The sequence below is a fragment of the Cytobacillus sp. genome (assembly GCF_964223445.1).
Taxonomy (GTDB): Bacteria; Bacillota; Bacilli; order Bacillales; family Cytobacillaceae; genus Cytobacillus.
In genome coordinates, this window is sequence record NZ_CAXQGS010000040.1 from 42,793 (window position 1) to 66,239 (window position 23,447).

Sequence of the window (23,447 nt, forward strand, 5' to 3'; positions counted from 1 at the left end):
ATGTTATTCTGTTTTTATTATAAATTACCGCGTTAAAGCTTTTAAGTAATAGTACTTTAGTATCTTAATTTTATAGGCAGGATCTGTTAAACTAAAAGTGGTCGGACTATTATAGTTGACCCCCTATAATCTTGGAGAGCTTAGAGATGTCTAGGCTCTTTTTTTTATAATGAATTATGAATTCAATTTTCTGAGGGTTTTGATTAAAAGTAGAAATTACCTATATGTATGTTATTTCACATTCGAGGGTAAAAAAAGAGTAACGCATAGGGGAATAAAATTTGAGGTTAGCTGATTCTCTCTTGTCTCTTTAAAAAATTGAACTGTGAGTTTTTTACATTGGCTTCAAGCTCTTTAGCATGTTCAAACGCTTTATGGATGCATTCGTACAGAGATGAAGAATAAAGCGCCTTATTCCATGAAAAACTTCCTTCTGAATTGGACGGATATAGGGTTACTTTCCAGACGTAGAATTCATTTTCCTGTTCTTTAAGCTGTCCTTCCAGAGCGATTAGCCAATGGGTTTGCCCAGCCGTAAGGAATGGCTCAGCTGCCTTTGCTGGAATAAGGCATTTTTGATAAAAATCAAAGTAGTTTGGCAGGTGCATATTTAATCCCTCCTAACATTTTACAGGGTATTTAGCTGCACAAAGAGAGCTAATATCTTACCTTTATTATATGGCAAAAAAGGAGAAGATTGCACACAATTGTTAAAATTTTTAGAAAACTTTTAAAAAAGAATCTGCAATCCTTTTGAAGAAGGAGGGGGGACCCCTCCTTTTTATCTATTTATTCCATTCTGAAACAGTTTCATCCGGCGGGAGCAATAATGTCAGCAAACCCAGTACGGGAAGAAAGCCGGTTAATATAATCATATTTATCAGACCAACAGTGTCAGCAATATAGCCCAGAGCAATTGAGCCTATTGCCCCCATACCAAAAGCCAGCCCCACTGTAAGTCCTGCCATAGTGCCGATTTTGCCCGGAACTAATTCCTGAGCGTATACTACCGTCACCGAAAAGCTTGACATCAGTATGAATCCGCTAGCCACGAGCATGACAAATGCAATTGGAGATGGAACGAAAGGAATCAGGATGGAAAGCGGAACAGTCAGGATCATGGACAGGAAAATAATCCTTTTCTTTCCAAACCGATCTGCAAGCGGCCCGCCAAAAAATGTGCCCAAAGCACCTGATACTAAAAATGCAAATAAGAAGAGCTGTGCCTGACTAATGGAGAAAGAATATTTTTCTATTGCATAAAAAGCGTAGAAATTTGTCATCCCGGAGATATACCATGAACGGGCAAATATCAAGAAGAGAACCAGGGTCAGTGCACGCCATACTTTTTTTGATATCTTTTTATTATTATGTCCACCAGCTAGTTTTTTAGCTCTGCCGGCAATTAGTTCTTCCTGAAGGCGTCCAGTATACCAAAATGCTATATAGATCAGCAGTCCGACTGCAATTGCAGCAACTGCAGTAAACCAGGCAGCTCCCATTTGACCGAGCGGAACTAGAATGAGCGCGGTAATGATAGGAGCAAGTGCCTGTCCTGTGTTTCCGCCGACTTGATAGATAGATTGAGCCAGACCTCTGCGCTGGCCAGCTGCCAAATAAGCAACCCTGGATCCTTCCGGGTGGAACACAGCTGAACCGAAACCAATCAATAATACCGATATAATAATCCATTTATAATCCGGGGCAAAGGCCAATCCTAATATGCCAAATAAAGTGAAAGTCAGGCCGATTGGCAAGGCGAAAGGGAACGGCTTTTTATCAGTGGCCATTCCAATAACCGGCTGCATGACAGATGACACGATATTCAGTGAAAAGGCAATCATTCCTAGCTGTGAGTATGAAAGCCCCATAGATTTTTCTAAAATGGGAAACATGGCTGGAATAACTGATTGTATAGAGTCATTCAATAGGTGGCAAAGGCCAATAATGAATAAGATTCGATAGGCCGTTTTCTGCTGCGGCTCATATCTTGGGCTGATTGAAGCAGCGGTAGTACTCATGATATAGTCTCCTTTTTTCTGAACATTTCGCAAAGCTAAATATAGTTTACCTTATTCATTAGTCTTTCAAAATAGTTATTTTGGAAATCTATTAAATATTATATAATTTACATTATTCAGATTATATAAAAGGGCAGGGGAGCTAATGGAAATAGCAGTTGATGCTTTAATGACGGACGATATTCTCAAAAATTTCCTTATAATCTATTCTTTGAATATCGGGAATTATAAAAAGCTGGGTGACTTTGAAAACTATGTTTATGAGGTTCATAAAGATGGAATAGCATATATTTTGAGGATAACCCACTCATCTCACCGCATGCTGGAGGAGCTACTATCAGAAGCAGACTGGATGAATTACCTGAAATCGAAGGATTTAAAGGTTTCAGAAGTTTTTCCATCACAGAATGGGAATATGGTTGAGAGGTTAACAGCCGAGGACGGTTCTGCCTTTTATGCCAGCCTGTTTTCAAAAGCAGAGGGAAAACCAATAAGTGTTCGAGCACGCGAATTCAATCAGGAGTTATTTCAAGCATGGGGAAGAGCGGTGGGGAAAATGCACGCAGCCACAAAATCATATGTTCCATCAGCTGGAATTTTACCGCGAATGCAATGGGATAAAGAAGAACTGCTTTTAGTGGAGAAATATATACCGGCAGAAGATCAATTGGTCATTAAGCATACAAAGGATTTATTGAATCTGCTTCAAAATTTGCCGAAAAATATAAACAGTTTTGGCCTTATTCATACGGATCTTCATTCGGGAAACTTTTTTTATAATGGGAAAGATATTCATGTATTTGATTTTGATGACTGCTGCCATCATTGGTTTGCATCTGATATAGCGATTCCGCTGTATTACTCACTTTTATATAAGTTCAAAGAGGCGGATACAGCAGAAATGGAAATATTTGGTAAACATTTCCTGGACGCGTTTTTGGTTGGCTATCAGCTGGAAAATGAAATTCCTGATGGTTTGGAAAGGCAGCTGCCCTTATTTCTGAGGCTAAGAGATATCACACTTTATTCCGTCCTTCATAAAAAAATTGCTCCTGAAGACAGGAATTCGCAGCTATTATTTATGATGGAGACGATAAAGAAAAGAATAGAGAGAAATGATCCTATCTATCCGATTTAAAAAAGAAGGTGCCCGTCAGTGTGCACCTTCCTTTTTTATGCGTTTTTAATAGGAAGAAAAATATCTACATGCGTTCCTTTAGTTTCTTTGCTCGTAATAAATATTTCACCGCCGAAAGAGTGCAGAATGCGTCTGCAGACCACGAGGCCAAGGCCCGTGCCCATTTCCTTTGAAGTGTAAAATGGATGGAAAATTTTTTCAATCTCATTTTCAGGGATTCCTGAGCCTGTGTCCGCAATCTTAAGCTGACACTTGGAATGCATTTTATTTAGCTTGATTGTCAGCTTTCCTCCGCCCTCCATCGATTCAAAAGCGTTTTTCGTTAAATTCAGGACAACCTGCTTCATCTGGTCTTTCGTACAATCGACCATGACAGGTTCATCTGAAAGAGCAGATTCAAAAGTGACATTGTGTAAATTAGCTTCGGAGCGTATCAAGGGTTCTAATTCCTTTATGATATTTCTCAAATCCATCGTTTCCATCTTTTGAGCTGCAGGTTTACCCAGTATTAAAAATTCACTTACAATTTCATTAATTCTGCTTATCTCATCATTAATAACTGAAAAGTAATACTGGTCATGTGTATTCGTATATTTTTCACTTAATAGCTGTATAAGGCCTTTTATTCCTGTTAAAGGGTTCCTGATTTCATGGGCAGTGCTGGCAGCAAGAGTACCCACCAGTTCCAGCTTTTGGAGCTCATTTTCCTTTTTTTCCTCTTCATTCTGCTTTTTAAGCCTTAAATACTTAATAAAGAGAAATAGAATATGGCTTATAATCATTAATACAAGGATAGCCTTAAAAGCATCTTTGGCAATTTCCAGCATATCTCTTGGCGGCAATTCTACTTTTACACTCCAGGGAAGCCTGTCAATTGGAATTGAAATGCTATTATGCCTGGAAAACGATGAGTCACCATTCATGTTGATGTCCATAATCGTTTCCCTTTCTGAATTAAGGACAGAAAGCCGTGCTTCAGGAGTAAGAAGTCTCATAATATTTTGTACGTAATCCACCCTCATATGTGCCACAATAATAGAGATTACCTCTCCATTGTCGTTGAATACGGGCTTTCCTATCCCAACTACTGTTTGCCCATTGGTGAGGGTTTCAGCTGAGTTAGAGATAACAATATCTTTCGTGCGTGAAACCTCATTTAGATATTTCTTTTTAGATAAATCGGAGTTCGCTAAAAATTGATTTGACCCTGTAAGAACCTTTCCGCTGGGATCAAGAAGGTAAATCCCGCCATATCGCGGATCCAGTTGATTGGCTTTTTGGAGCAGAGGCTCCAGTTTATCAGATGGCGTGTCAGCACTTCCTGCAGTCAGTGATAACATCTCAAGTGTGGTCACAGTTTCAGATATAAACTGATCCCAGCTCCTTTGGTGTATGGAGCCAATCCATTTTGCTTCTTCCAGTCTTTTTTCATCGTTTTGATTAACAGAGTCAATAACGAAAAAGATGCTGCCGGCCAAAGTGGGAATAATTACTGCGATTAAATATAGTAGTAAATTTCGTTTTCGACTATTCATCAGGTTAACTCCAGCATAATTAGGTTGATTTGTTCTTATCTAAGTGACATTATCAATATTATACCATTTTGTGTTAAAAGTGGTTTTTTTCTTTCAAAGGAATGATATTTTATATGTAAGGAGGGGTTATTTGATGAAATCAGAGGTTTTTCTCACGATTTTAGCTACAAGTGATGTCCATGGACATGTTTATCCATATTATTATGGAACTGGAGAGCACGCTGATCATGGGCTGGGTAAGCTTGCAGCAATAATTAAGAAAGAAAAGGAACAATCTGAGATCTCCATTCTTATTGATAACGGCGATCTGATCCAGGGAACTCCTCTAACTTATTATTATTCCAGATACTTAAAAAACCAAAAAAATCCCATGATTCAAATATTAAATGAACTTGAATATGATGCAGCTGTAATCGGAAATCATGAATTCAACTATGGAAAGAACATACTTGCAAGAGCTGTCAGCGAGTCCAATTTCCCATGGCTGTCAGCCAATATTTTATTCAATTCAACAAAGGAAACGTATTTCGGGCTACCTTATAAAATAAAATCTTTTCCAAATGGTTTGAAAGCAGCGGTAGTAGGTGTCACAACCCAGTATATCCCCAATTGGGAGAAAAGGCAGCATATTGAACATCTTGTTTTTGAATCTGCGGTGATCAGCTTAAAGAGGTGGGTTTCATATATTCAGGAGGAAGAGAAACCAGATTTGATTATTGTCTCTTATCATGGCGGCTTTGAAAGGGATATCAGAACAGGTGAAGAGACAGAAGAACAAACTGGAGAAAATGAAGCATATCGGATTTGTACAGAAGTTCCTGGAATTGATGTTCTGATTACCGGGCATCAGCACCGTTATATTGAAGGAGAACAAGTAAATGGTGTGGCTGTTGTGCAGCCGGGATTTAATGGTCAAGCGCTTGCAAAGGTTACCGTTAAATTCAGAAAGAAACACAATGATTGGCTGATTGATGAAAAACACTCTGCCTTAATTTATCCGGACGGAATGCCGCCTGATAATGAGGTGCTGCAGCTTGCCGGGTATTATGAATCTAAAACCCAGAAATGGCTGGATAAGGTGATCGGTGAAATTGATGGGGATATGCTGATTGATAATATATTTGAGGCGCGTACAGGGGAGCATCCGCTGATTGAATTCATTAATAAAGTGCAGATGGAAGCGTCAGGTGCTGATATTTCCTGTACGGCCTTATTTCATGAGGGGGCACCGGGATTCAAGTCTAAAGTAACGATGAGAGAAATTGTTTCTAACTATATTTATCCAAATTCATTATGTGTTCTCAATGTTACAGGAAAAGACATTAAAGGCGCTTTGGAGCGGTCAGCAGCTTATTTTGAATTGAACAGTGACGGAAAAATTATGGTGAATCCTGATTTTTCGTATCCAAAGCCACAGCATTATAATTACGATATGTGGGAAGGTATTGAGTATAAAATAGATATTTCACGACATAAGGGCAGCAGGATCACAAAGCTTCTCTATAAAGGGCATCCTATCAGGGAAGATGGCGAGTATCATGTAGTAATGAACAATTACCGTGCTGCTGGCGGTGGAGGCTACAATATGTTCAAGGATAAGCCAGTGGTGAAAGAAATTTTAACCGATATGACCGAATTGATTGCCGACTACTTCTTTGAAAAGAAAAAGGTAATTCCAACTCTTAATCACAATTGGGAGGTTGTAGCGGGCAAATGATCCGAATGTGTTAAATTGACAGCTTTCTTCCTGTTTTCTATAATGATTGAGAATTGAATTTAGGTAAACGCTACTAATTAAATGGTAAAGGGATTGGATAAAATGGGGTCTGAACAAATTGACCAATCGTTGAAATTGTTTATTGTCCTGTCCAGGGCATATAGGGCAATAAATGAAAATGTAAATAAACTAATACAAACTTATGGATTGAACCCAACTGAATTTGCTGTTCTGGAACTGCTTTACCATAAAGGTGAGCAGCCTTTGCAGCAGATTGGCGGGAAAATACTGTTGGCCAGCGGAAGCATCACATATGTAGTGGACAAGCTAGAGCAGAAAGGCTTGTTAAAAAGGGTCGCATGCCCGAATGACAGAAGAGTTACCTTTGCGCAAATAACAGATAAGGGAAAAGACTTTATCGAAAACATATTCCCTGACCATGAAAAGCATATCCATTCATTAATGTCCGAGCTTACTCCAGAAGAAAAAGGTACGGCCATTGAGTTATTAAAGAAGCTTGGACTGTCTATCTCCAATGATAAAAATGGGGTACAGTAATTAAAACAGCCTTAACCGGCTGTTTTTTATTTTGTGCTTTATAGATAGGTTCAGGGGAGGAAATTAACCAAATATTGTCGAAATAGTTTAGTGGTTTGTTTAAAATCGATTTACATATACATGAGGGGGAAATAATGTGAGATTTGAAGACTATGCATATGTTCGTCCGAATCTTGAAAAAGTAAAGGGGAACTTCGAAGCAGCGCTTGAGAAATTTGAAAATGCAGCTTCTGCAGAACAGCAAAATCGAGCTATGAAGGAAATTAATGATATTCGAAATGATGTCGGCACGATGTTCAACCTTTGCTATATCCGTCATTCAGTTGATACAAATGATGAATTTTATAAAGCAGAGCAGGATTATATGGATGAAATTCAGCCTGAAGTAGAAGGGTTTGTTACAAGGTATTATCAGGCTTTGGTTAATTCTAAGTTCAGGGCAGAGCTTGAAGAAAAATGGGGGAATCAGCTGTTTGCGCTTGCTGAAGCACAATTGAAGGTGTTCTCGCCAGAGATTGTTCCCCTTTTGCAAAAAGAAAATAAGCTTTCTTCAGAGTATACTAAATTAATTGCTTCAGCCAAGATTGATTTTGAAGGTGAAGAACGCACTCTTGCCCAATTGGAGCCATTTACTGAATCTACAGATCGAGAAATGCGCAAGAAAGCAAGCGAAGCACGCTTTGGTTTCCTGGGAGATAATGAGAATGAGCTGGACCGTATTTATGATGAGCTTGTCAAGGTTAGAACAGGGATTGCCCATAAACTTGGATATGCGAATTTTGTTGAACTGGCTTATTTCCGCATGTACCGGACAGATTATAACGCGGAGATGGTTGCAAATTTCCGCAAGCAGGTGAAGGATTTCATCGTTCCAATCGCCACAAGGCTAAAGGAAAGGCAAAGAGAGCGGATTGGCGTTGACAGGCTGAAATATTACGATGAAGGATTTGAATTTAAAACAGGAAATGCTGTACCGAAAGGCGATCCGGAATGGATTATTGAAAACGGACAAAAAATGTATGACGAGCTTTCCAGAGAAACCAGTGAATTTTTCACTTATATGAGAGAAAATAATCTAATGGACCTGGTAGCCAAAAAGGGAAAAGCAGGGGGCGGCTATTGCACATATATTGAAAACTATAAATCCCCATTCATTTTCTCTAACTTCAATGGGACTTCAGGAGATATTGATGTTCTTACCCATGAAGCAGGCCATGCATTCCAGGTGTATTCAAGCAGCCATTTTGAGATCCCTGAATATAACTGGCCAACTTATGAAGCTGCTGAAATTCATTCCATGAGTATGGAGTTTTTCACTTGGCCGTGGATGGAGGGCTTCTTTAAAGATGATACCGAGAAATACAAGTTTTCTCATTTGAGCGGAGGACTGCTATTCTTGCCTTACGGAGTATCAGTTGATGAATTCCAGCATTGGGTATATGAAAACCCGGAAGCATCACCTCAGGAAAGAAAACAGGCATGGAGAGAAATTGAGAAGAAATACTTACCGCATAAAGATTATGATGGGAATGAGTATTTAGAGAACGGCGGATTTTGGCAGAGGCAGGGCCATATCTACAATTCACCTTTCTATTATATCGATTACACATTGGCGCAGATTTGTGCATTTCAATTCTGGAAAAGGTCTCGGGAGAATCAGGAAGCGGCATGGAAGGATTATTTAAAATTGTGCCAGCTTGGCGGCAGCAAGCCTTTCACAGGCCTTGTTAAAGATGCTGGATTGATTTCTCCTTTTGAAGAGGGCTGTGTCGAGTCTGTTATCGGAGAAATTGAAAACTGGCTGAATTCCGTGGATGATAAGAGTTTATAAAAAAATAAGAAAGAGCCGGAAATTCTTGATTCCGGCTCTTTCTTATTTTTTAGCGGAGGGGTTTAATGACAATTGAACCGTCAACAAGATCGGCCTGTAATTGGCTATTTCCGCCATGATCAATGATGAAATCAGCAATCTTGTCTTCAAGTTCATCCTGGATGATCCTTCTTAATGGCCGTGCGCCAAAAACGGGATGATATCCATCCGCAGCTAATTTCTCCTTGGCTTCCTTGGTAACAGTCAATTCAATATCCTGTTCAATTAATGTTTCCTGAAGCTCATTAAGCATTAAGTCGACAATTTTCAATAAATGCTCTTTTTCCAAAGCTTTAAATTCAATAATGCTATCAAAGCGGTTCAGGAATTCCGGCTTAAAGAAGCTGCCGAGCGATTCAAGAATGTTTGACTCCATGACGGCGTCAGCTGCACTAAATCCAACATGGATTTCTTTTTGCCCTGCTCCTGCATTGCTTGTCATGATAATGACTGTATCTTTAAAGCTGACAGTGCGGCCATGGCTATCTGTCAGGCGCCCATCTTCCAGTATTTGAAGGAACATGTGCTGTACATCTGGATGTGCTTTTTCTATCTCATCAAGCAGAATGATGCTGTATGGGTTTCTGCGTACCCGCTCAGTAAGCTGTCCGGCTTCTTCATGGCCCACATATCCTGGAGGGGAACCGATAATTTTTGCTACGCTGTGTTTTTCCATATATTCACTCATATCAAGCCTGATCATGCTGTCTTTTGAGCCGAATAGCTCTTGGGAAAGTGTTTTGGTCAGCTCAGTTTTGCCGACGCCTGTTGGCCCGACAAATAGAAATGAGCCAATTGGGCGGTACTTTGATTTAAGTCCTGCACGGCTTCGGCGAATCGCCTTTGCAACTTTCCGCACGGCTTCCGCCTGTCCAATTACTTTTTCTGCAAGACTTGCCTCAAGGTTCTGCATTTTTTCCTGCTCATCTTCTGCTAATTTGCCGACAGGAATCCCGGTTTTCTTTTCAATAATCTCCTGAATATGGCTAACGTCAATAACTGGCCGTTCTGCCTTGTTGTCCCCGTTTAGTGCCTGCTGGAGTTTTAGTTCCTTTTCACGGAGTTTTGCAGCATCTTCATATTTTTCTTCTTTTAAAACAAGTTCTTTCTGCCTGCTGATTTCTTTCAGCTGTTTTTCAATATCTTCTGCTGGTATATATCCTGATTGAAGATTCATTTTAGAACCTGCTTCATCCATTAAATCAATGGCTTTGTCAGGAAGGAACCGGTCCTGAATATATCGGCTTGACAGCTGCACACATGCTTTAATGGCATGTTCAGTAAAAGAAACATCATGGTAATCTTCGTATTTTTGTTTCAGTCCCATCAAGATTTCAATTGCCTCATTTTCAGCGGGCTCTTCTATTTGAACAGGCTGGAATCTGCGTTCCAATGCTGGATCTTTTTCAATTTGGCGGTATTCTTTCAATGTGGTGGCTCCGACCACTTGAAGCTCTCCCCGTGCAAGGGCGGGCTTTAGAATGTTGCCTGCATCCATTGATCCTTCGGCTGACCCTGCTCCAACAAGCAAATGAATTTCATCTATAAAGAGAATAATATTCTTGCGTGTCTGAAGCTCCGAGATCAGCTGCTTCATGCGTTCTTCGAATTGGCCGCGGATGCCTGTGTTTGCAACCAGGGATGCCACATCCAGCAAATAGACTTCTTTATTTTGAAGTTTCTTTGGTGCATTTCCTTCGGCAATCTTAATGGCTAGCCCTTCGGCAATAGCTGTTTTACCTACTCCTGGTTCACCGATTAAGACCGGATTATTTTTGGTTCTTCTATTTAAAATTTCAATCACACGATTTATTTCTAAATCCCGTCCGATGACTGGGTCAATTAAACCTGCTTTGGCAAGCTGTGTAAGATTTCGTCCGAATTGATCGATAAATCCGCCATTCCCATGATTGTGTCCCGGCGCTTCTTTTAGATCATAGTTTTCATTTCCTTGAGAGGCAGCCATCTTCTTGAAGAAATCCTCCAAAGGCATTTGGCCAAAACCTGAAAAACCACTCAAAGCAGGCCCAAAGGAAGTAAGGCTATGTTGCTTTTCAGTTTGATAACAGCTATGGCAAAGGTTTAGATTTCGTTCATTTCCATTCAATTTCAGTCTTAATTGTACATTTGCTTGTTTTGTTTGACATTTTTGACAAAGCATTTTGCATACCTCCATAAAAAGTTTGGTCTGACTTTGACTATATTTGACTTTATACCCGCATTATAATTTGACCTTCTTTGACTTTCAAGTATTTTGTTTTGGTATTTTTTCCCTTAACTGTAGTTTAGCCGTATTGCAAAAAAGCTCGTCTTTGTTTGTACCAGCCTACATATATTGGAAAGGAAGGAGGAGATTAAGTGAAAACGAATTGGGGGGCAGCTTTCCAGATCGCTGCCGTTTATGTGGGAACCGTGGTGGGAGCGGGCTTTGCCACTGGCAGGGAGATTGTGGAGTTTTTTTCCCGATTTGGTTTTATCGGTTTAATTGGGATCTTAATGAGCGGCTATATCTTTATTTTTCTCGGCTCCAAATTAATGAGAATCTCTGCCCGAATAAAGGCTGCATCTTATCAGGAATTAAATGAATATTTATTTGGAAGATTTTTTGGTTCTGCCATTAATATATTGATGCTGTTTATGCTGCTGGGCGTTTGCGCCGTCATGCTGTCAGGTGCAGGAGCAGTGTTTGAAGAACAGATCGGCATCAGCAAGACTGCAGGATTGCTCATAACGATAGGGTTAACGATTATTACAATGATAGTAGGTATCCGCGGATTATTCGCTGTGAATACGTTTGTTGTTCCGATGATGATTGCATTTAGCTTTATTTTGTTGTTCATAAGCATGAAACTCCCTAATTTTGCAGAACAGGTTCTATTTATCCCATATGCTGAAGATGGATGGAAAGCGGTAGTGGCTCCGTTCTCTTATACGGCTCTGAATTTGACATTGGCCCAAGCAGTATTAGTGCCTGTGGCTTCAGAAATAAATGACGATCGGACAATAAAGTGGGGTGGATACCTTGGAGGAGCCGCATTGACTCTCATCCTGCTTTCCAGCCATTTGACGCTGATGATGCTCCCAAATCTGGAAGCTTATGATATCCCAATGGCTGCTATTGTTAAGACGTTGGCATCATCATTCTATTGGATATTTGTTTTTGTCATCTATGGTGAAATTTTCACTTCTGTGATTGGGAATGTGTTTGGGATCGAGAGACAGGTAAAAAAGTATATTTCAGTTCCGAGTATTATTATTGTGGGCTTTATTTTTGTAGTATGTTACTTTATCAGTTTGATCAATTATGGAACATTGCTTTCCTATTTATATCCGGTATTCGGATATGTAAGTTTGACATTTATTATTCTTCTGTGGATGAAGCCATTTGATGATGGAAGTAAAGGCAAGAAAGCTTGATTAAAGCTAAATAAAAGAGATCCGTTTTGCACGGATCTCTTTTTCATTTCATTATTTTTGCGGCTCTTCCTTCATAATGGTTTTCGCCATCTGAAGGAAAGCATCTTCATGGTCAGCTTCTTCCTTATTGAATAGGGTAAGCTTCAGAGAAAGATCTTCGTTTTTCACAAGATAGGCTGAAACCAGTTCACCGTTTCCTTCAGCTTTCATTACAGTAGCATCTTTGTAAAAATTATCTAAAGGAGCTTCAGATGTCTGCACATTTTCGCTAACAGCCCCTAATTGTGCTTTTGTATTTTCTTCGATCATATTCCAGTCTGCATCATTCGGAAGAAGTTCAATACGCATGAATACCTGATCATTTTCTGAAAGGTATAAGGCATCTTTATTAGGCTCCTCGGCCGTTAGTTCATAGGCGGGCAAAACGTAAATAGAATAATTTTGATTATCACTATGCTTCAGGAAGGCAGTCTCTTCCTTCGCTTCACCCTCAACCATATAAGCCATATTCTGCTCAAGGATTCTGATAACACTGTCTCCTTCACCAACAGAGTCATCTTCTTCTGAATTCTGTTCTTCAGTCTGTTCCTGTCCATCCTGTCCTTCTGAAGCAGTTTCTTCTTCATTTTGCCCCGGATCTGCTTCATTGCCGGAATCATCCTGAGTCGTGCCGCAGCCTGTCAGGATAGCAGCAAATAATCCCAGCATTAAGATTAATTTCGCCATATTTTTCATTAATGTTTCATCCTCCCGTTGTCACTCCTAGCGCTTTTGCATAATTAGACGTAAATGGAATGAAAGAGTTACATATAAATTCCTATTAATTAGTACATTACCATTTATGTAAAACATCGACAAGACTCAATAAAAACTAAAAAAAATAGACAATCCATGATGGAATTGTCTAATCATTATTGAAATCTGCACGAGTCCATTTAATAAAAGGGGAGCAGGACGAACATCAATAAGTCAAAAACCAGGTGGGATACGATTACAAGCGGAAGGCTTCTTTTCCAAGCGTATAGCCATCCCCAGAAGAGGCCTGCGATTAACGCTGCAAAGGCTAGCATCCAGTATCCTGAATAAAAATGAACAGAAGAATAGAGGAGAGACGATAGTATGATGGATAACTTAACAGTCGTAAATTTCATCAATCTCTTTTGAACGAAACCCCTCCAAAAGACTTCTTCTCCTGGAACAATGATTAAGATCAGCGCAATATAGTGCCAGATAAAGGATGGTGAAAAACGGCCGTATAGTTTTTCAACCTGATTAACAAAGGGAAGATTGAGAATTTCAAATAAACTGTATCCGGCCCAAAAAAGACCGTACAAAAGGAAACCCGAAAGGACTCCATAGGTAATAAATGTTCCAAAAGTGGCCTTGTCTTCCACTTCCTCCATTATGATGGAATAACTGATTAGAAGCAGTAAAGAGGCAGAAAAGATATACCAAAAAATTGATTTATCCTGAAATGTAAAATACATAAGCAGATGAGCGAGTAATATCCCGCCAATAAATCGGACATCTGCGGCAACACTCTTCAATTTTTAATCTCCTTTCAATAAGAAAAGCCGAAGCGCCTTGCCCACGCCCGCCCCCCCCCCGAGGGGGCAGGCGACGCTGCTAGACAGTTCTCAAAGCACAAAAAACTTTCTTATCTTTTTAAAAATAACCAAACACTATTTTAACAAAAAACAATCCTAAAAAGTAAGGAAAAGATTTCTTTGGAAACGTTAAGATAAAATAATGCAGATATGCTAATCATAAACCCATGAGAAGGGAGGTATGTATAATGACGAAATCAAAAAGAGAAAAAGAGCGTGCATGGACGGTAAGAAAGCAGGACCAGCACCCGCATGGTAAAGTGAAATCATTAAAAGAACTGTCCGGGGAAAAGGAATAAAATCTGGGCCCCCTAATCTGGGGGCCGCGAATGTGAAGAAATTCAAGGGTGCGCCATTTTAAAATGCAAGCTGAAAAGGGGAGAGGAAGGTGGAGAATGAAACTGATAAAATGCAGAATAAAAAAAGCAGCAAGAGAGCTGCTTTTTTTGGATCCGAAAGAATGCGCTTTCATTTTTTCTTTTATACTGCTGATTCTCTTACTACCTTATAATTTTTATGATTGACAACTGTTCTTTGATCTAATTCCAAATCACGGTAGTTATCCATGTACGTTAAATCTACAATAACAGAATTCTCATTTACTTTTTCTACAATCCCTTGTAATCCGTCACGAAACTCAATAATATTGCCAACCTCTGCTTTCTTCAAAAAGCATCTCTCCTTTTGTCCATTTCTTTCGCTGGTAATAACAGTTTGCACTATATTATGAAATGCGTAAAGAATTTTGCAATTCACTGCTGTTTAGGTAATTTATTACAGCATTAGGTTGGTAATATTATACCAGATAAAATACTTTTGTACATTAAAATTATTTAATATTCAGAATAAATGATTGATGTACAGATATAATATTAGATACTTCAAAATTGACAGCACTTTAATTATGATAGAAAAAGAATAGAGTAAAAAGGAGTTCTGAGTAATGAATCATGAACAAATTATAGAAGTGCTCGATCAATTAAAAAATGGAATCATCTCAGAGTATCATGTGTCAAAAGAAGACTTTCTTCCTTTTCGCAGCATTATTGTGAAAAGGGAGGATTTTAAGCACTTCCGCGGAATCGCACAAAGAGGCGGCCATGTTATATATCGATATTTAGATTTACCCCGAAGCTAAAATAGAAATGGCGCTGAAATATAAAGCACATAGAAAAGACACTTGAAAATCTCAGGTGTCTTTCCTGTATGTCCTCATGAAAAGTTGAAAAGAAGGCATACCAATCTGGGTTTGAAAGCAATATTACTAATTTGAAGGGGCTGAACAAGTATGGGCAATTTTATAGGAAAAACGGTCATCATTACAGGAGGAGCCAGCGGAATTGGAAAGGGAATTGCCGAGACGTTCTCAGGGGAAGGGGCCAATGTGGTCATCGTTGACATAGATGAAATGAAGGGAAAAAAGTTAGAAGAAAGCTTGAACAAACAAGGCCAGACATGCATGTTTATTAGAGCAGATGTTAAGAATGAAGCAGAAATCAAGGGACTTTTAATAAAAACTTATGAATCATTTGGAGCAATTGATATTCTAATAAATAACGCTGGCATCTCAAAGTTTCATTCATTTTTTGAACTGACTGTGGAATTGTGGGATGAAGTAATCAATACGAATCTTCGCAGTGTCTTCCTGTGCAGCAGGGAAGCTGCCAAGTTGATGAAACAAGGATCCTGTATTATCAATCTATCTTCTACAAGAGCAGTAATGTCTGAAAGCAATACAGAGGCATACTCGGCTTCAAAAGGCGGAATTATGGCAATCACCCATGCTTTAGCCAGTACGCTTGCTGAAAAGGGAATCAGGGTTAATTGCATAAGTCCCGGCTGGATTGAAACAGGGGATTATGAAAGTCTCAGGGAGATTGATCATAATCAGCATTTTTCCAACAGAGTTGGAAAACCAGCGGACATTGCAAGAACCTGCCTATTTTTAGCTGATCCAGAAAATGACTTCATAACAGGAGAAAATATAACAGTAGATGGAGGCATGACAAGGAAAATGATTTATGAACAATATTAACTGTCTACTTTCTTAACAATACAATATTTAGCACCAAAACAGCACCAATGAAAATAAGGCAAAGCAGGATATTAATCATTATATCGCCTCCTGTCGTTAAAGACATTGTAAAACAGCCTCGTTAAATGGCATTGAGTTCTTTGTAAATTTACTGTGAAAAAATGATAAACAAGTTATAAACAGGAACAAGCCCCTTGTTCTAAATGGTTCAAAAGGCTCATATCCTTTTAAAGCTTTAGTATAATTAGAGGGAGGGGCTCTAGTGGGAATTACTATGATTAAGATTTCGTCCGTTTACTTTGCAGTGGGAATTTTACTTGGGTATTATATGTCAAGTACTCATTCATACCTGTTAACACCTGTCCATGTCCATATAAATTTACTTGGATGGACATCCCTGACTCTTGCAGGAATCCTCTATTACTTGTTTCCTTCTCTTGCTGAAGGGAAGGCAGGGAAGTGGCATTTTTGGCTTCATAATATTGGGCTTCCAATCATGATGCTGTCACTGTCCCTGGTCCTGGTAACAGAGAATAAGGCCTTTCTTCCAGGTACTGCTATTGGAGCTACTATTACTGCTGCGGGTATATTAATTTTCGTATGGAACATACTGAAAAATTTAAAAGCTGAATAGCTATGTAAATAGCGTATGGATTTAGTAATCCATGCGTTTTTCTTTTACTGGCAGCTGAATTATTAGATAATTGTAAAGATAGATATTATTTAGTAAAATTATACCAGTCAATCTAAATAGGATAGAGATCAGCATGGAAGTGAACAGGAGGGCAATAATGGGATATTTGGACAAGCTTAAAACTGAGATTGGGAAAGTAATTTCCGGGAAAGACTGCGAAATTGAATTGATGGCTATTTCATTATTATTCAATGGCCATATCTTGTTGGAAAGTGTTCCTGGAACTGGAAAAACAATGCTTGCCAAAGCATTTTCACGCACCATTAATGGGAATTTCTCGCGCATTCAATTTACACCGGATGTTTTGCCGAGTGATGTCACAGGGATCCGTTTCTTCAATCCGAAAAATCAGGAATTTGAATTCCATCCGGGGCCAATAATCGCGAATATTGTACTTGCTGATGAAATTAATCGTGCAGCACCAAGAACACAGTCAAGTCTTCTCGAAGTAATGGAGGAGCGTCAGGTCACCATTGACGGACACACAATTAGACTTGACTCACCTTTTATGGTTATAGCTACACAGAACCCGGCTGAATCTCAGCAGGGGACATTTCCGCTTCCAGTTGCTCAGCTTGACCGGTTTTTTATGAAACTTAAAATGGATTATCCGAGCAGGGAAGAGGAAAAGGCAATGCTTCAAATGTATCGAAGCGGTGCAGACCCTGCGGAAATCAATGCAATTTTAATCTCAGACCAAATCATTAAACTAAAAAAGGCTGCCGGAAAAGTTATTCTAAATGAGCCTGTCGAAGCTTACTTGCTGGATATTGTAAGGAAGACACGGGAACATGCGGATATTGAACTGGGGGTCAGTCCCAGAGGAATGCTTGCCTTAATGAGAGCTTCTCAAGGCAAAGCTCTAATGGAGGGAAGAGCCTATGTGATACCTAATGATATTAAAAATATGGTTCCGTATGTGCTTGGCCACAGAATTTTCCTTTCCACTGAAGCTTCCATGACAAAAAGCCCAGAGTCAGTTCTGAAAGATGTGCTGGAATCTGTGCCAGTTCCAGTAGAGTCAGGTGCTCTCTAAAATGGAGTGGAAAAAGTATCATGCTGAAGACGGATATTTGTCCCTTTCAAGTGTATTGGCCGTATTCTTATTAATAGCAAGCTTTTATTTGAAATCATGGGAAGTTTTTCTGGCATCCATTCTATTTCTGCTAATAATATTTGCCAATACATATTACATGAAGCTCCTCGGTGAAAAGCTGAGCCTGCGGAACCCGAAGGTTAGATATAAACTATTTGCCGGACAGGAAGCGAAATGGATTTTGGAATTTGAAAATAAAGGGCTTCCTATTTTAAAGGGTGAACTTAGGGTTTTATTTGGCGATAGTATTAGCCCGATGGATCAAAATCTGGAGTCCAGGCTGGGGAATTTTGAGCTTTCAATCCCATTCTCATTGAATCATAATGAACGGAAAAAAATAACAATCCCCTTTTCTGCTATGAAAAGGGGAGTTTCAAAAATAAGAAAACTGGAATTATATATTCCTAATTTTATAGGGTTTGGCGAAACCATTCTTGAATACCGGGCACAATTGCTGCAGGATGCATTGGTTTATCCGAGTCGTCTGCCAGTTAAAAATACACTGCCACTCTTAACAGACCGCCCGGGCACTTTTCTTTCTGCCTATTCACTTTTTGACGAAAATTTATCGCCAGCAGGAACAAGGCAGTACGTGTCATCAGATAGTTTTAATCGGATCAATTGGAAGGCAAGTGCGAGGAAACAGTGTTTACAGACAAAGGTCTTTGATAAAGCTGCAGAAACAGGCTGGAATATTTCGCTAAATGTTTCAGCTGGACATTCGATATCTGCACAGCTGGAAGAATGCATCAGCAGTGCAGCGGAAATAGCCTTTATCTGTGTGAAAGAAAATATTCCTTTTTCCATATGTATAAATATTCGGACTGCCGGCAGCACTCCCTTTTATTATTTGCCTGCAGCATCTGGAAAAGATCATCTGCAAAAGGTGCTTGAAATGCTGGCTCTTGTAGATAATCATTCTTCTGTTTACCCTTATGAAAAAATGCTTTCATTTTATGAAAGACATTTGACTCATCAGCCTTTTTTCGTTCACGCAGGAGAATTGAAGCAGGCTGCTGTCAGCTCAATAAATAATATCAGCCGAAAAGGATCTTTCCTATTTGAACTGCATCTGCTTAATGAGGAAGCCGACTTGAGGCCGCTTCAAGTGAAAGCGAAGGAAGTGGCAGTACGATGAAAAAACTGTTTGAAGTGAGTTTTCTGCTTGGCATTGAAATCATTTTTGGAGCACTAATGTTATTCCCTTTTTATATGGCAAAAGAAGGGGCTGTTCCTCTCACTGAATATTTTGTATTTGTTTTTCCTGCAGGAATGGCATTTGTAGTTCTGCTCATCAGATTTAGAGAAAAAGGGAAGGTTCTTTTTTTTCTTGTTGAGCTTCCTTTATTATTTGTAATCGGAAATATTCTCTCTTTTTCCTGGTTTTTTATTGTGCTGATGAGCTTTTTTGTTTTTTGGAGAACTTATGTTCATTTCAATGAACATAATTACCGGCCAGAGGGCTGGTGGATTCTGCTTACGGTTTTCTCCGGTACTTTCCTGGTTATCTTTTCTGCCATGAAGGACGGTGCCTATACCGGAGAAATTGTGGGACTAATGATATTGGAACTGTTTTTTATCATCTCGGGAGGTTTTATTAAACGTATAATTGAATCGGATGCAAATGCAGGAGAAAAGAAAAGGTTTTTAATTCACTTCTTGTCACTGACTGCTGCAATTCTTGCAGTTGGCATAATAGTTTCCTTCGGTATGGGAACTCTCAAGTTCTTTTTCTTTGGTATCCTAAAATTAATTGCCTCAGCAGCTGCCTTGATTGCTTCACCGCTGTTTAATTGGGCAGAGGGACAGGACTGGGAAATTCATGTGAAGTTTTTATCTGAGAATGAAAACCGTGATAATGATGAACGCTTCAAGGTACCTGCTGATTTGGGAGAAGGCGGGCAATTTTTTGATCCTGCAGTCTTAACATCTATCTTCTTTATAGGGGTAATCACTTCCCTGTTCATTTATATTTATAAAAAAAATATAAAGGTAAAAAGCGTAAGAAATGGAGCTGTATTTGCCTCTTATAGTCAGCAGATTGAAGATAAAGGAACATTGCTGTCAAGGAGGTTTCAGCATATTGCCCCTGAAAATCAGATCCGGAAAGAGATTTTTCAGCTGGAAAGATATGCAGTAAACCTAGACCTGGGAAGAAAAGAATCCGAAAGCTTGCCAGAATGGCTTCAAAGGATAGGGCTCAAAGACCCCGGACAGATTGTAGATGCATATGAAACAGTCCGATACAGCAATAACGTGTCCACTCAAAGCGTTGAGAAATATAAATATGCAGTGGATCAAATGAAAAAAGAAATGAAAAGGATTCATAAAGACAATTTGAAAAAGAAACAGGCTAAGAAAAACGCTAAATAAACAATGTGTAAAGTCTTTTCTCATATGGAAAAGGGCTTTTCTTTTTAAAATCAGAAAATACTTCTATCCTTCACTGAAGTAAAGTAATCATGCTGTTGCAGGTTTCAATCTTTCCATGCAAAATAAAAAATACCTGATTACTTAACGGTAAGCTGACATCATTTCACTCTTACGGCCCGCATATAATTGAACAATCAATCAAAAAGGCGGGATAATATCATGAAACTTGAAAACGAAAAAGCATACAGAGTGAAAGGCTTATCTCAAGACATTTTGGAGCATCTGATGGAAGACAATACATCTTATAATAGCGAAGACTTAAAACATGTTATAGAAATGCTGGCGCGTACTGTGTTGGATCTTGTCACAGTGTATACGGACCGGGAAGGCGATCATGACACGGTCCTGAAGGGGACCATATCAAAAATGCGAATCAGCTATAATGTCCTTCAATACAAAGAAATTTCAAAACTGGTTAGAAAACAAGATAAGTATCATCCACAGCCATAAATCAAAAGAAAAATTGCATCTGAAAAATTAAGTAGAAATCATTGGCAAATGAAAGCGTTTTACTGAAAAAAGTGTGAACAAACGTGAAAAATTAAGGGTTTTTCATTGTCTAAATGAATGTGAAATGCTATTCTTTTGTCTGAGATGTAAGTTGTCCGATGACTTAATTGCAGCCAGGTAATATTTCCTGATTCTATGGAAGTTTTCAAAGTGCAGAGAAGCTTTAAGACGAAGTGATCTTAGTAATTTTTTCTCAGCCTTTTTGAACAACTATATACATGAATAATAGGGTGTTGGAAAAAATATAAAAGCGTATAGGAAGAAATATCCCGGCATTATACTGTTTCATCCTGCTGCTGATTTTGCCGAATAAATTCCAGTTCCCGTCTTTAAGTTCGTGAGGCAACGCCTTGCACATCTTAATACAATCATTAATAAGAAGGAGATTGATCCCATATGGTTCAAAAACAATTTAAAGTAATTGCAGAAACAGGAATTCACGCTCGTCCAGCTACAATGCTTGTACAAGCTGCCAGCAAATTTGACTCAGAAATTCACCTTGAGTACAAGGAAAAGAAAGTAAACCTAAAATCAATCATGGGTGTTATGTCTTTAGGTGTTGGACAAGGTGCAGATATTACAATTATTGCTGAAGGAAGCGATGAACAGGATGCACTTAACAGCCTTGAAGAAACACTGAAAAAAGAAGGTTTGGCTGAATAATGAGCTTTTTAAATGGAATTGCGGCGTCAAGCGGTATTGCAATAGCGAAAGCTTACCGTTTGGTTGAGCCGGATCTCTCTTTTGATAGAAAGACTGTAGAAAATGCTGAACAGGAAGTGGAGCGCTTTCAGTCAGCATTAGCTGAATCTAAAGGTGAATTGGAAGTCATCCGCGATAATGCCCATAAAGAGCTTGGGGCTGATAAAGCTGCTATTTTCGATGCTCATCTTCTTGTATTAAGTGATCCGGAATTAATTTCGCCAATTGAAGATAAAATTAAAACAGATAAAGTAAATGCTGAATCTGCATTAAAAGAGACAGCAGATATGTTCATTACAATGTTCGAACAAATGGACAATGAATACATGAAAGAGCGTGCGGCGGATATTCGTGACGTAACTAAACGCGTACTTTCTCATTTGCTTGGGTTGCAAATTGCAAATCCCAGCATGATTGCAGAAGAAGTAATCATTATTGCTGAAGACTTGACCCCCTCTGATACTGCTCAGCTAAACCGTCAGTTTGTAAAAGGGTTTACAACTGACATCGGAGGCAGAACATCTCATTCTGCCATTATGGCCCGTTCCATGGAAATTCCAGCAGTAGTGGGAACAAAGGAATCTACAAAGCAAATTAAAAATGGCGACCTGGTTATCGTGGATGGATTAAAAGGTCTGGTACATATTAATCCGACTCCAGAGGCTGTAGCCGAATATAAAGAAGAACACCGCAAATTCGAGGATCAAAAAGCTGAGTGGGCTAAACTTGTCAACGAAAAATCAGTTACTGCTGATGGCCATCATGTTGAATTGGCTGCCAATATCGGCACTCCAAAGGATCTGAAGGGTGTAGTTGAAAATGGCGGAGAAGGCATTGGCCTATATCGCACGGAATTTTTATATATGGGAAGAGACCAGCTTCCAACAGAAGAGGAGCAGTTTGAATCCTACAAGGCTGTCCTTGAAGGAATGAGCGGAAAACCGGTTGTTGTCCGCACGCTTGATATTGGCGGGGATAAAGAGCTTCCTTATCTGAATCTTCCAAAGGAAATGAACCCATTCCTTGGCTTCCGGGCGATTCGCCTATGTCTGGAAGAACAGGAAATGTTCAGGACACAATTAAGGGCTTTGTTAAGAGCAAGCACTTATGGAAACCTGAAAATCATGTTCCCTATGATAGCAACTCTTGATGAATTCCGTCAGGGCAAAGCAATCCTTGAAGAAGAAAAACAAAAGCTTGTGAGCGAAGGCTCAAAGGTTGCCGACAATATTGAAATTGGAATTATGGTTGAAATACCATCAACGGCTGTTATGGCTGAGCAATTTGCTAAAGAAGTTGATTTCTTCAGCGTAGGCACAAACGATTTAATTCAGTACACAATGGCTGCAGACCGAATGAATGAGCGTGTTTCTTATCTTTACCAGCCTTATAATCCTGCAATTTTGCGTTTAGTTAAAATGGTTATTGATGCAGCACACAAGGAAGGAAAGTGGGCAGGCATGTGCGGTGAAATGGCTGGGGATGAAACGGCAATTCCATTGCTGCTGGGATTAGGACTTGACGAGTTCTCCATGAGCGCTACGTCAATTCTTAAAGCTCGTTCTCAAATCAGTCACCTAAACAAGAAAGACATGGAAGCACTGGCTGAAAAAGCGCTTCATATGAATACAGCAGAAGAAGTAGTCCAAGCTGTAAAAGAAGCAGCCAAACTGTAATCAAATTGAAACATTTAATAAGTTTTAAATATAATTTCCCGGGTAAATAAGAATTAAGCACTTAGGTTAGACTTAAGTAAGCTGATCATTCTCATTTTCCCCCCTTTTTAAGCCGGCCTATGATGGCCGGTTTATTTTTTATCCTTCTTCAGGCAATATTGCCATTCAGCCTTAAGGATGACAGAAATCACATCTTATGATTGTTATCCGGAATCTGAAACTCTCCTATAATGAAGCTACAGAATAAAAAGGAGAGATGGAAAATGGTTTCCATGATAATCAGCTTTCTCTTTCATGATCGATATAAATGCATTAAAGAAAAGCAGAAAAACGAGTTATATGAAAAACAGAGTCCATTTTTAAGCCGTGTCCTCCACTAAAGAAGGAAGCCTGGAAAGGGCTTCTTTTATATTTTGTACGCTTATTTTCGAGGGTAAC

The 23,447-nt window shown here is 39.2% G+C and carries 22 protein-coding genes; 15 read left to right on the plus strand and 7 right to left on the minus strand.

Translation table 11 applies throughout. The annotated features are described in order from the left end of the window. Positions 1-287: 287 nt before the first annotated feature. Positions 288-608 carry a hypothetical protein gene (locus ACEQ1T_RS06320; protein ID WP_370222119.1) on the minus strand — a complete coding sequence of 107 codons (321 nt, stop codon included), beginning with the start codon at positions 606-608 and terminating at the stop codon, positions 288-290. A gap of 177 nt (positions 609-785) precedes the next feature. Then, positions 786-2,021, minus strand: coding sequence for an MFS transporter (locus ACEQ1T_RS06325; RefSeq protein ID WP_370222120.1), 1,236 nt, complete (start codon positions 2,019-2,021; stop codon positions 786-788). Between the two features lie 145 nt (positions 2,022-2,166). Here ACEQ1T_RS06325 and ACEQ1T_RS06330 point away from each other — a divergent pair, with 145 nt between their 5' ends. After that, positions 2,167-3,159 (plus strand): phosphotransferase enzyme family protein, encoded by a 993-nt coding sequence (locus ACEQ1T_RS06330; protein WP_370222121.1) that lies wholly within the window; start codon positions 2,167-2,169, stop codon positions 3,157-3,159. 35 nt (positions 3,160-3,194) lie between these two features. Here ACEQ1T_RS06330 and ACEQ1T_RS06335 read toward each other — a convergent pair whose 3' ends face one another. Beyond that, positions 3,195-4,694: an ATP-binding protein gene (locus ACEQ1T_RS06335; protein WP_370222122.1), complete on the minus strand. Its 1,500-nt coding sequence runs from the start codon at positions 4,692-4,694 to the stop codon at positions 3,195-3,197. Positions 4,695-4,827: 133 nt separating this feature from the next. Between ACEQ1T_RS06335 and ACEQ1T_RS06340 the strand changes: the two genes are divergently transcribed. The 3 genes from ACEQ1T_RS06340 to ACEQ1T_RS06350 all read left to right on the plus strand — a co-directional run bounded on the left by ACEQ1T_RS06340 (position 4,828) and on the right by ACEQ1T_RS06350 (position 8,800). Continuing rightward, positions 4,828-6,411 carry a bifunctional UDP-sugar hydrolase/5'-nucleotidase gene (locus ACEQ1T_RS06340; protein ID WP_370222123.1) on the plus strand — a complete coding sequence of 528 codons (1,584 nt, stop codon included), beginning with the start codon at positions 4,828-4,830 and terminating at the stop codon, positions 6,409-6,411. Between the two features lie 102 nt (positions 6,412-6,513). Then, positions 6,514-6,969, plus strand: a complete 456-nt coding sequence (locus ACEQ1T_RS06345; RefSeq protein WP_206835839.1) for a MarR family winged helix-turn-helix transcriptional regulator — start codon at positions 6,514-6,516, stop codon at positions 6,967-6,969. Positions 6,970-7,105: 136 nt separating this feature from the next. Then, positions 7,106-8,800, plus strand: a complete 1,695-nt coding sequence (locus ACEQ1T_RS06350) for a M3 family oligoendopeptidase (protein ID WP_206835843.1) — start codon at positions 7,106-7,108, stop codon at positions 8,798-8,800. A gap of 49 nt (positions 8,801-8,849) precedes the next feature. Here the strand turns inward: ACEQ1T_RS06350 and ACEQ1T_RS06355 are convergent, their stop codons facing one another. Then, on the minus strand, positions 8,850-11,000 hold the full coding sequence (locus ACEQ1T_RS06355; RefSeq protein WP_370222125.1) for an AAA family ATPase: 2,151 nt from the start codon (positions 10,998-11,000) through the stop codon (positions 8,850-8,852). Positions 11,001-11,197: 197 nt separating this feature from the next. Between ACEQ1T_RS06355 and ACEQ1T_RS06360 the strand changes: the two genes are divergently transcribed. After that, positions 11,198-12,256 carry a GerAB/ArcD/ProY family transporter gene (locus ACEQ1T_RS06360; RefSeq protein ID WP_206835849.1) on the plus strand — a complete coding sequence of 353 codons (1,059 nt, stop codon included), beginning with the start codon at positions 11,198-11,200 and terminating at the stop codon, positions 12,254-12,256. Positions 12,257-12,307: 51 nt separating this feature from the next. Here ACEQ1T_RS06360 and ACEQ1T_RS06365 read toward each other — a convergent pair whose 3' ends face one another. Both ACEQ1T_RS06365 and ACEQ1T_RS06370 read right to left on the minus strand, forming a co-directional pair. Then, positions 12,308-12,991, minus strand: coding sequence for a hypothetical protein (locus ACEQ1T_RS06365; RefSeq protein ID WP_370222126.1), 684 nt, complete (start codon positions 12,989-12,991; stop codon positions 12,308-12,310). 200 nt (positions 12,992-13,191) lie between these two features. Beyond that, a complete protein-coding gene (locus tag ACEQ1T_RS06370) occupies positions 13,192-13,803 on the minus strand; it encodes a lysostaphin resistance A-like protein (RefSeq protein ID WP_370222127.1) in 612 nt (203 codons plus the stop codon). 248 nt (positions 13,804-14,051) lie between these two features. Here ACEQ1T_RS06370 and ACEQ1T_RS06375 point away from each other — a divergent pair, with 248 nt between their 5' ends. Then, positions 14,052-14,162: a DUF6254 family protein gene (locus ACEQ1T_RS06375; RefSeq protein ID WP_019381647.1), complete on the plus strand. Its 111-nt coding sequence runs from the start codon at positions 14,052-14,054 to the stop codon at positions 14,160-14,162. A 181-nt stretch (positions 14,163-14,343) separates the two neighbouring features. Here the strand turns inward: ACEQ1T_RS06375 and ACEQ1T_RS06380 are convergent, their stop codons facing one another. Next, positions 14,344-14,532, minus strand: a complete 189-nt coding sequence (locus ACEQ1T_RS06380) for a DUF2187 family protein (protein WP_009331029.1) — start codon at positions 14,530-14,532, stop codon at positions 14,344-14,346. A 274-nt stretch (positions 14,533-14,806) separates the two neighbouring features. Here ACEQ1T_RS06380 and ACEQ1T_RS06385 point away from each other — a divergent pair, with 274 nt between their 5' ends. The 9 genes from ACEQ1T_RS06385 (at position 14,807) to ptsP (ending at position 23,009) form a co-directional block, all read left to right on the plus strand. Continuing rightward, complete coding sequence (locus tag ACEQ1T_RS06385; RefSeq protein WP_206835858.1) at positions 14,807-15,001, plus strand: hypothetical protein; 195 nt, start codon at positions 14,807-14,809, stop codon at positions 14,999-15,001. A 150-nt stretch (positions 15,002-15,151) separates the two neighbouring features. Next, complete coding sequence (locus ACEQ1T_RS06390) at positions 15,152-15,898, plus strand: SDR family oxidoreductase (RefSeq protein WP_370222128.1); 747 nt, start codon at positions 15,152-15,154, stop codon at positions 15,896-15,898. Positions 15,899-16,160: 262 nt separating this feature from the next. Continuing rightward, a complete protein-coding gene (locus tag ACEQ1T_RS06395) occupies positions 16,161-16,532 on the plus strand; it encodes a cbb3-type cytochrome c oxidase subunit I (RefSeq protein ID WP_370222130.1) in 372 nt (123 codons plus the stop codon). 157 nt (positions 16,533-16,689) lie between these two features. After that, a complete protein-coding gene (locus ACEQ1T_RS06400; RefSeq protein WP_206835867.1) occupies positions 16,690-17,628 on the plus strand; it encodes a MoxR family ATPase in 939 nt (312 codons plus the stop codon). A 1-nt stretch (position 17,629) separates the two neighbouring features. Continuing rightward, positions 17,630-18,826, plus strand: coding sequence for a DUF58 domain-containing protein (locus ACEQ1T_RS06405; RefSeq protein WP_370222131.1), 1,197 nt, complete (start codon positions 17,630-17,632; stop codon positions 18,824-18,826). Continuing rightward, a complete protein-coding gene (locus ACEQ1T_RS06410; RefSeq protein ID WP_370222132.1) occupies positions 18,823-20,061 on the plus strand; it encodes a hypothetical protein in 1,239 nt (412 codons plus the stop codon). The genes ACEQ1T_RS06405 and ACEQ1T_RS06410 overlap by 4 nt, the downstream gene beginning before the upstream one ends. Positions 20,062-20,280: 219 nt before the next feature. After that, the gene (locus ACEQ1T_RS06415) at positions 20,281-20,571 is read left to right on the plus strand and encodes a hypothetical protein (RefSeq protein ID WP_370222133.1); all 291 of its coding nucleotides are present in this window, start codon (positions 20,281-20,283) and stop codon (positions 20,569-20,571) included. Positions 20,572-21,027: 456 nt separating this feature from the next. Then, positions 21,028-21,294 carry a phosphocarrier protein HPr gene (locus tag ACEQ1T_RS06420; RefSeq protein ID WP_009331020.1) on the plus strand — a complete coding sequence of 89 codons (267 nt, stop codon included), beginning with the start codon at positions 21,028-21,030 and terminating at the stop codon, positions 21,292-21,294. Continuing rightward, a complete protein-coding gene (gene ptsP, locus ACEQ1T_RS06425; protein WP_370222134.1) occupies positions 21,294-23,009 on the plus strand; it encodes a phosphoenolpyruvate--protein phosphotransferase in 1,716 nt (571 codons plus the stop codon). The genes ACEQ1T_RS06420 and ptsP overlap by 1 nt, the downstream gene beginning before the upstream one ends. Positions 23,010-23,447: the final 438 nt, after the last annotated feature.

Coding starts and splice junctions, on each gene's coding strand:
- ACEQ1T_RS06355 (WP_370222125.1), bottom strand. CDS start 11,000: ATGCTTTGTCAAAAATGTCAAACAAAACAAGCAAATGTACAATTAAGA.
- ACEQ1T_RS06400 (WP_206835867.1), top strand. CDS start 16,690: ATGGGATATTTGGACAAGCTTAAAACTGAGATTGGGAAAGTAATTTCC.
- ACEQ1T_RS06385 (WP_206835858.1), top strand. CDS start 14,807: ATGAATCATGAACAAATTATAGAAGTGCTCGATCAATTAAAAAATGGA.
- ACEQ1T_RS06415 (WP_370222133.1), top strand. CDS start 20,281: ATGAAACTTGAAAACGAAAAAGCATACAGAGTGAAAGGCTTATCTCAA.
- ACEQ1T_RS06375 (WP_019381647.1), top strand. CDS start 14,052: ATGACGAAATCAAAAAGAGAAAAAGAGCGTGCATGGACGGTAAGAAAG.
- ptsP (WP_370222134.1), top strand. CDS start 21,294: ATGAGCTTTTTAAATGGAATTGCGGCGTCAAGCGGTATTGCAATAGCG.
- ACEQ1T_RS06325 (WP_370222120.1), bottom strand. CDS start 2,021: ATGAGTACTACCGCTGCTTCAATCAGCCCAAGATATGAGCCGCAGCAG.
- ACEQ1T_RS06390 (WP_370222128.1), top strand. CDS start 15,152: ATGGGCAATTTTATAGGAAAAACGGTCATCATTACAGGAGGAGCCAGC.
- ACEQ1T_RS06410 (WP_370222132.1), top strand. CDS start 18,823: ATGAAAAAACTGTTTGAAGTGAGTTTTCTGCTTGGCATTGAAATCATT.
- ACEQ1T_RS06365 (WP_370222126.1), bottom strand. CDS start 12,991: ATGAAAAATATGGCGAAATTAATCTTAATGCTGGGATTATTTGCTGCT.
- ACEQ1T_RS06340 (WP_370222123.1), top strand. CDS start 4,828: ATGAAATCAGAGGTTTTTCTCACGATTTTAGCTACAAGTGATGTCCAT.
- ACEQ1T_RS06420 (WP_009331020.1), top strand. CDS start 21,028: ATGGTTCAAAAACAATTTAAAGTAATTGCAGAAACAGGAATTCACGCT.
- ACEQ1T_RS06320 (WP_370222119.1), bottom strand. CDS start 608: ATGCACCTGCCAAACTACTTTGATTTTTATCAAAAATGCCTTATTCCA.
- ACEQ1T_RS06405 (WP_370222131.1), top strand. CDS start 17,630: ATGGAGTGGAAAAAGTATCATGCTGAAGACGGATATTTGTCCCTTTCA.
- ACEQ1T_RS06330 (WP_370222121.1), top strand. CDS start 2,167: ATGGAAATAGCAGTTGATGCTTTAATGACGGACGATATTCTCAAAAAT.
- ACEQ1T_RS06335 (WP_370222122.1), bottom strand. CDS start 4,694: ATGAATAGTCGAAAACGAAATTTACTACTATATTTAATCGCAGTAATT.
- ACEQ1T_RS06345 (WP_206835839.1), top strand. CDS start 6,514: ATGGGGTCTGAACAAATTGACCAATCGTTGAAATTGTTTATTGTCCTG.